9 protein-coding genes and 1 pseudogene are annotated in these 7,047 nt (G+C 52.0%); 9 read left to right on the top strand and 1 reads right to left on the bottom strand.

Annotated elements, in window-relative coordinates:
* The 5 genes from ACXLDX_RS06810 to ACXLDX_RS06790 form a co-directional block, all read left to right on the top strand.
* A partial coding sequence (locus ACXLDX_RS06810) for a transposase (RefSeq protein ID WP_457576438.1) occupies positions 1 to 332 on the top strand: 332 nt, incomplete at its 5' end.
* A gap of 47 nt (positions 333 to 379) precedes the next feature.
* Positions 380 to 1,084, top strand: a complete 705-nt coding sequence (locus ACXLDX_RS06805; RefSeq protein WP_457576437.1) for an ABC transporter ATP-binding protein — start codon at positions 380 to 382, stop codon at positions 1,082 to 1,084.
* Positions 1,077 to 2,321, top strand: a complete 1,245-nt coding sequence (locus tag ACXLDX_RS06800; protein ID WP_457576436.1) for an ABC transporter permease — start codon at positions 1,077 to 1,079, stop codon at positions 2,319 to 2,321. Before ACXLDX_RS06805 ends, ACXLDX_RS06800 begins: the two co-directional genes overlap by 8 nt.
* A gap of 38 nt (positions 2,322 to 2,359) precedes the next feature.
* Positions 2,360 to 3,097 (top strand): outer membrane lipoprotein-sorting protein, encoded by a 738-nt coding sequence (locus ACXLDX_RS06795; protein ID WP_457576435.1) that lies wholly within the window; start codon positions 2,360 to 2,362, stop codon positions 3,095 to 3,097.
* 21 nt (positions 3,098 to 3,118) lie between these two features.
* Positions 3,119 to 4,456 (top strand): hypothetical protein, encoded by a 1,338-nt coding sequence (locus tag ACXLDX_RS06790; RefSeq protein WP_457576434.1) that lies wholly within the window; start codon positions 3,119 to 3,121, stop codon positions 4,454 to 4,456.
* A gap of 283 nt (positions 4,457 to 4,739) precedes the next feature.
* On the opposite strand, the gene ACXLDX_RS06785 is transcribed toward ACXLDX_RS06790, so the two are convergent.
* On the bottom strand, positions 4,740 to 4,889 hold the full coding sequence (locus tag ACXLDX_RS06785) for a hypothetical protein (RefSeq protein WP_457576433.1): 150 nt from the start codon (positions 4,887 to 4,889) through the stop codon (positions 4,740 to 4,742).
* Between the two features lie 58 nt (positions 4,890 to 4,947).
* On the opposite strand from ACXLDX_RS06785, the pseudogene ACXLDX_RS06780 reads away from it, so the two are divergent.
* The 4 genes and pseudogenes from ACXLDX_RS06780 to ACXLDX_RS06765 all read left to right on the top strand — a co-directional run.
* A pseudogene (locus ACXLDX_RS06780) lies at positions 4,948 to 5,151 on the top strand (IS1634 family transposase); the annotation flags it as partial.
* A gap of 91 nt (positions 5,152 to 5,242) precedes the next feature.
* Positions 5,243 to 5,869: a DUF8451 domain-containing protein gene (locus tag ACXLDX_RS06775; protein ID WP_457576432.1), complete on the top strand. Its 627-nt coding sequence runs from the start codon at positions 5,243 to 5,245 to the stop codon at positions 5,867 to 5,869.
* A complete protein-coding gene (locus ACXLDX_RS06770; RefSeq protein WP_457576440.1) occupies positions 5,870 to 6,607 on the top strand; it encodes an ATP-binding protein in 738 nt (245 codons plus the stop codon).
* A gap of 294 nt (positions 6,608 to 6,901) precedes the next feature.
* Positions 6,902 to 7,047, top strand: a 146-nt coding sequence (locus tag ACXLDX_RS06765; protein ID WP_457576439.1) for a ribbon-helix-helix protein, CopG family, incomplete at its 3' end; no start/stop codon positions are given.

Here is a 7,047-nt window from a genome sequence, read left to right as displayed (position 1 = left end):
CCGCGGCGCTGCTGGCAGAAGCGGGCGAAGAGATCCTGACCTTTACGGGTTTTCCCAGGGAGCACTGGCGCCAGATCTGGTCGAACAACCCCCAGGAGCGGCTCAACCGGGAGATCCGCCGGAGAACCGACGTGGTGGGGATATTCCCCAGCCGCTCGGCGATCATCCGGCTCGTCGGAGCGGTGCTGGCCGAGCAGAACGACGAGTGGATCGTGTCCCGGCGCTACATGTCGTGCGAATCGCTGGCAAAGATTCATAACGTAACGAAGAGTAGAGAAAAAATTGCACATAAACCGATAGACGTTATCAGTGAAAACATTCTTTACAGGTGAAAATATTTATCACGTTACACTAGGAGATCTTCCTGGCGGAGGCATTGATGCAACTTGTGGAAAGCAACACCATCAGCAAAATTTACCAGACCGGTGAAATATCGGTAAAGGCCATTCAGAATGTGTCATTTACCATTGACAAATCCTCGTTTGTTGCCTTTGTCGGTCCATCAGGCAGTGGAAAATCCACCCTGCTCAACATGATCGGCTGTCTTGACCCGCCAACCAGCGGTACTCTCAAGGTGGTGGGCCAGGACATAGGAGATATGAACAAAAAACAGGCTGCCGCTTTTCGCGGGAAGCATATCGGTTTTGTTTTCCAGGACTTCAACCTGATCCCGGTACTCTCTGTTTTTGAGAACGTGGAATACCCGCTTATCATGGTACAGAATTGGCCAAGGGAAAAACGGAAGAAACGGGTAAACGAACTTCTTGAAGCGGTGGGGATTGCTGATCAGGCCGACAAGCTTCCCAACCAGATTTCCGGCGGCCAGAAACAGCGGGTGGCCGTCGCCAGAGCCCTGGTCACCAATGCCCCTCTGGTTCTGGCCGACGAGCCAACGGCCAACCTGGACAGAAAGTCAGCCGAACTGATCATAGAACTGATGAAAAAGATGCGGGACGAGTTCGGCACCACCTTTATCTTTTCCACCCATGACCAGCGAGTGGTCAAAAACGCGGAAATAGTCTTTCCCCTGGAAGATGGACGACTGATCAGCAAACGGGACGGTAATAGAGGCGGTCATGTGTAATGTTCTGAAAATTGCGGCCCGAAACCTCTGGCGATATAAACGGCGTACCCTGCTCACCTCCATTCTCATAACCCTTGGCGTGGTCTCGGTATTGCTTTTTATCTCGATTTCCGGCTCATTTAAAAATATGATGGTGGGCCAGATAACGGATTCCATGCTCGGCCATATCCAGATCCATAAAAAAGGCTATCTCTCCTCCATGGACAGCCTGCCCCTGGATAAAAACCTCACGGAACAGCAGCTGAAAAAAATACGGAAACTGCTCAGGGAAAACCCCGACATCGAGGCATTTTCTCCCAGGATCCGTCTCGGAGCCATGTTTTCGAACTTCAGTGAAACCACGAACATCAGGCTCTCCGCAGTCAACCCTGAGATGGAGATGAAAACAGTTCCCCTGCTGGCGTCCAGAATTCTGAAGGGGAAGAAAGACGGCCTCGTCGGTCGGGGAGAGATCCTGATTCCCGAGCTTATCGCCAAGGGGATGAAGGTGAAAATCGGCGATTCAGTTGTCCTGGTGGCCAACAACAAGGACGGTTCCGTCAATGGTCAGACCTTCACCGTCCGCGGGATCCTCGAAGGTATCGTCGGCCCCGGAGGCCGGGACGGGGTCATGCATATCGAGGATGCCAGGGAACTGTTGCGCATCGATGCAAAAGAAGCCTGCGAGGTTGCCATTCGTCTGCGCGACATGAACCGGATCGACGCCGTTTACAGCCAGCTCAGCCAGGAACTCGGTTCCCTGACGAACAAAAAGGGAAAACCTGTTTTCGAGATTCATACCTGGGAAAAGCTTTCACCGTTTTTTAATATCGCCCGCATGATTGACCTGATGACCCTGTTCATAAAAGTCATGCTGGTGGCCATTGTCCTGGTCTCCATCATGAACGTGATGATCATGGCCGTTTATGAACGAATAAATGAAATAGGCACCATTGCGGCCATCGGCACAAGTCCTGGAAAAATCCTTGCCCTTTTCGTCACCGAGGGCCTGCTGCTTGGTGTTCTCGGTACGGTTGCAGGTGTTGGCCTGAGCCTCGCCGGGATAGCCTGGATGAATCTCTCCGGGCTCAGCTTCGATTTTGGCCGACAAAAAGGCCTGCTTCTCTCTCCGACCATCAGTGGGTCGGAGATTCTGGTTGTGGCCGGCATCGTCATAGCCATTGCGATTTTCGGCAGCCTGCAGCCCGCGGTCAAAGCGGCCCGCATGGACCCGATCAAGGCCCTGCGCCATGTATAATCTTTAAATCGCCCCTGCGAACAGACGGAGCACGACAAATGAAAAACATGTTCCATGTGATCATCCTTTCACTGCTGACCGCCCTGTCGGCGACAGCCGGTGATGTTGATGGCAACTCCATACTCAAACAGGTGGATGCCAACCTGCAGCCGGCTTCCTATGAAATGTACCGCAAACTTATCAACATAGAGCCGGATGGCAGCCGGAAAGAATTTGTCTTCTACACCGTTAAAAAAGGCAAGGACAAGATGGTTATCATGTTTCTGTCGCCGGCCAGTGAAAAGGGACGGGTTTCCCTCCGGCTTGGCGACAACATGTGGCTTTACATTCCCAATGTGGGCAAACCGATCCGGATCACCAGCCTGCAATCGGTGGTGGGAGGGGTATTCAACAACTCCGACATCATGCGCCTGGATTTTCATGTTGAGTATAATGTGGAAAAGGTAGAAGACCTCGGCGACAGGTGGCTTCTCGACATGAAGGCAAGGACCCGGTCAGTCGCCTATGACCGCCTGAAAATGACGGTTGACAAGAAGACGGTACAACCCCTTGATATCGAGTGTGTCGCCAGTTCGGGCATGCTGATCAAAACGCTGCGCTACAGCGACATAAAGGATATCGGCGACGGTGTGGTCAGGCCGGCAAAGCTGGTTACCGACAGCCCCCTCCACAAGGGATACCGCTCGGTGATGATCTTTGCCAACGTCAAAAAACGCCAGTTTGACGACGAGGTGTTCACCCTGAAGTTCATGCCTCAGGTTGACGAACTGCGTTGAGCCACCGGGAAAAAATTCAGAATGAACAGGCTGTACAGAAAGACCGGCAAACCTCTTTACGCTCTCAGCCTGGGTCTGCTGACCCTTTTCTTCCTGATCCGTGCGACCTGCACAGCGGCGGAACCGGACAGCAGCTTTGGTTTCGATCTGGAATCCTTTGCGAAAAAGCCCCTGCAATGGGGCGGTTATCTCGAGGGAAAGTTTGAACATTTCTCCCTCAACAAAGGGGGTTCCCTCTATTTTCTCGGTGATCCGGACAGGGACCGTTCAACTCTGGACAGGGGAACCGGAACCCTGCAGGTTGACGGCAGCTACAGCCTGAACAGGAACAGCTTCAACTGGCTGATCAAGGCATCGGCAAGCCAGGACCAGGAGCGTTATGACGACTGGGCCGACATTTACGAGGCCTATCTGCGGCTGCGGCCGGCAGACATGGTAACGGTTGAGGCCGGAAAACAATCCTACAAATGGGGAACCGGTTACGCCTGGAACCCTGTCGGCTTTCTCAATCGACGCAAAGATCCCAACGACCCGGGCGAAGATCTGGAAGGGTTTATCAGTCTTGAAGGCTCCTGGATCCGAAGTTTTGGCTCCACTGTGGAGTCCATGGCGGCCACCGTCAGCATTCTGCCGGTCTGGGACGGGGTGAACGAGGAGTTCGGCCGCAGGGATCATATCAACCTGGCGGCCAGGCTCTACCTTCTGGTTAAAAAAACGGATATCGACCTGGTCTGCTTTGCCGGCGACAGCCGGTCCTCCCGTTATGGGGTCGACTTTGCCACAAATATATCCACCAACTTTGCCATCCACGGTGAATTTGCCTGGATCCCCAATGCCAACCGGGTCGTACTTGAGCAGGACGACACGCTTCAGCTGGAAGAGTATTCCTCAACCAGCTACCTGCTGGGAATGCGCTACCTCTCCGACCGGAACGTGACCACCATTCTTGAATATTATCACAATGGCAACGGCTACACACAAGATGAAATGAGCCGTTTCTATCGCCTTGCCTACGCGGCAAGAGAAGAACAGAAGCCTGCAGCAGCTGCCAGGCTCCTTGAAAAAGCGATGACTGTCAGCCGCAGCGGGTACGGTGCCCTTCAGACCGGCAGAAATTACGGGTACGCCAGGGTAACCTGGAAAGAACCCTTTGACATACTCTATTTCACCCCGGGCATAACCGGCATTTTCAACATTGATGACAGATCATGGATGCTGACCCCGGAACTGCTCTACACCGGAGTTACCAACTGGGAACTGCGCCTCAGGGTGTCCTTTTTAAGTGGAAGGTATCTTGCCGAGTACGGCGAGAAGGCGACTGAAAATAAAATCGAGTTGCGGGCCAGGTATTTTTTCTGATCTCAACTTTTGCCCCGCGTGACTTTCCCGGTCGGTTCTTTCCTCAACCCCGCGTTGCCGTCTGGATGAGTTCTTTGAATATCAGGATGCCGAGCTGCTGCTGACGTGGCGCCTAATCGAAAGGTCCATGCACCATCCGCCCTGACTCAACTTTGACAGTGGAACGACCGTTTTTCAGGTTTTTTCTGTAAACTGCTGAAATTCCTTATGGCAGTATTTTCCGAGCGCCAAAAGGTGGTGCCAAACTTTAAAACCTTATTGCTTGACATAGATTCGTTCTTTGTCACGGTTTTCCGAAAAGGCCATGCTGATCCTGTCGGGTCAGAGCGATGTTTCCGCAGAAGCGGTCACCATCGGCCCCGTGATGATCTTCGAGCGCCTGTGGAAAGAGACCGGCATCCAGTGGGCCATCCAGAAAAAGCCTGGTCGGCAACAAGGGCTACCGGCGGTACCTGAAAATGAACAAGGGGGACGCCTGCATAGACACGGACAAGGAACTCGAACAACGCCTGAACAATGCCGGTCACGTGTTCGAGTGGTCCGACATCAAACAGGATCTCGAGGCCCTGCAAACGGTCACCATCGAAGAGAAAGGCAAACGTTTCGCCATCCGCAGCGAGTGCCGCGGAAACTGCGGCAAGATCTTCCAGGCGGTCGGCGTCGCCATGCCGCCCACGATCCGCGAGATCACATGAAAATCAAACCGTATATGACAAAACCGACCCCAAAATAACCCCGGTTTTTGAAGAACTAAGAATCTCTGAGGGAACGGGACGTCTCCTTGTCATGCAGATCTACCCCAGTTTGCCACCGCATACCGATACCGCAGGACGTGGATTAGTGCGGATCAGCAAAGAATGCCAACCATTGACCGGCTCATTACGTCGAAAATTATCAATTGAAACCGGTGAAAGTGATTTTACGGCAGAAACCATCAAAGCCGCGCCAAAGACCCTGCTGTCCCCTTCTGCTTTTGAACAGCTACGTAATATCGCTGCGCGGGAAAAAGCCCCAGATGACCTCCTCCAGCTTGCAGACATAGATCTTCTGGCAGCGCTGGGGTTGCTCCGCCAGGGGAAACTAACTCGAGCAGCGCTTCTTTTGTCTGGATCGGAAGAGGCTATACGCAAGCATGTTCCCGGTTATGTCTGGACCTTTCTTCGTATGGAAAGCGACAGCCAGTACAGCAATCGTGAGGACCACTCCCAGGCGGTACCCAAGTCCATTTTTCGTCTTGAGGAACACATTGCTCCCTACAACCCTATTACCACCGTGGAATACGGCCTTTTCCATTTTGAGTATCGCACCTACCCAGCCATTGCCCTTCGAGAAGCGCTTCTAAATGCCTTCTGTCACGCGAATTATCGCTCCGGCAGCCCCACTATGGTCAAGCTGTATTCGGATCGGCTATAAATCGGTAACCCTGGCGGGTTCATTGCCGGAATTACTCCACAAAATATCCTCCATCATGAACCTGCTCCACGAAATCCTTTGCTTGTCGACGCTCTTGTGCGCTTGCGCCTTGTCAATCGTAGTAATCTTGGCATACCGCGCATGTTTGAGTCTTTTCTGATAGAGGGTAAACAGCCGCCAAGTATTGAGGAAATCGGTGATTCGGTTCGCGTGACAATGCGAAATACCACCTTGTCGCCAAAATTCCGTGCCTTTATTGCTGAATATTCCCGGAAAGGTCGCTTGTTTACTGTAGACGAACTGTTGATTTTTAATCATTTGATGCACCATCCTGAACTCAACAGCCAGGATGCCGCACTTTTGTGCCAGCGAAAAGAAGGAGATGCTGGAGATATTCTGGCCAGGCTTAATATGGAGAGATTTCTTGAACGTGGAGGCAGTGGTCGGGCCACATATTGGACATTACGTTCCGAAACATACCGATCGATGACTGGTGACAAGTACCCTGAAGACAGCCGTCGAATTGACTGGGAGGCCGCCAAAACCCGCGTGTTGAGTGTGCTAATGGAGCGAGCCCGTCGGGGAGAGGCAGGGCTAAGCAACAAAGATATAAGGCAAATGACGCATTTTAACAGGAATCAGGTTTTCCGGTTGATGACCCAGTTACGAAAAGAAAACCCAGAGATTACCCCACCTGGTAGAGGTAAGTATGCGCGCTATCAATATAAATCCCAATGATAAGGTTAATAACAAATTAACATTAAGCGAGCATTATAGCTGAGTTAATGCTGTTTTTAATGCTCGCGAGCAATAATATTCATCTTAATTCCAATGACCATACCTGACGTTTGCTCTCCCCCGCAATTTTGTCTTGACACTATCCCAAGTTTTAAATAATTAAAATTATAGTTGGTATAAAATCGGCCAACCAACAGGTAGGCACATGGCGCCAAAACTCCCTCCAAAGAGGCCTTGCCAGTTGTAGGTATCTGTGTTATTGTGTAACACAAACAAACACACAGGAGGATATGTATGAGCACCGCCATTTCCATCAGAGTCCCCGATGAACTCGCCGCCAGGTTGTCGGAGATCGCCAAAGAGACCGAGCGGCCCAAATCGTTTCATATCAAAAAGGCCCTGGAGGCCTACCTGTCGGAGCTGGCGGATTTTCAGGTGGC

It is taken from the genome of Desulfomarina sp. (assembly GCF_054039375.1).
Note: the sequence above shows the minus strand (reverse complement) of the source record. Positions and strands in the feature narration are given on the sequence as shown.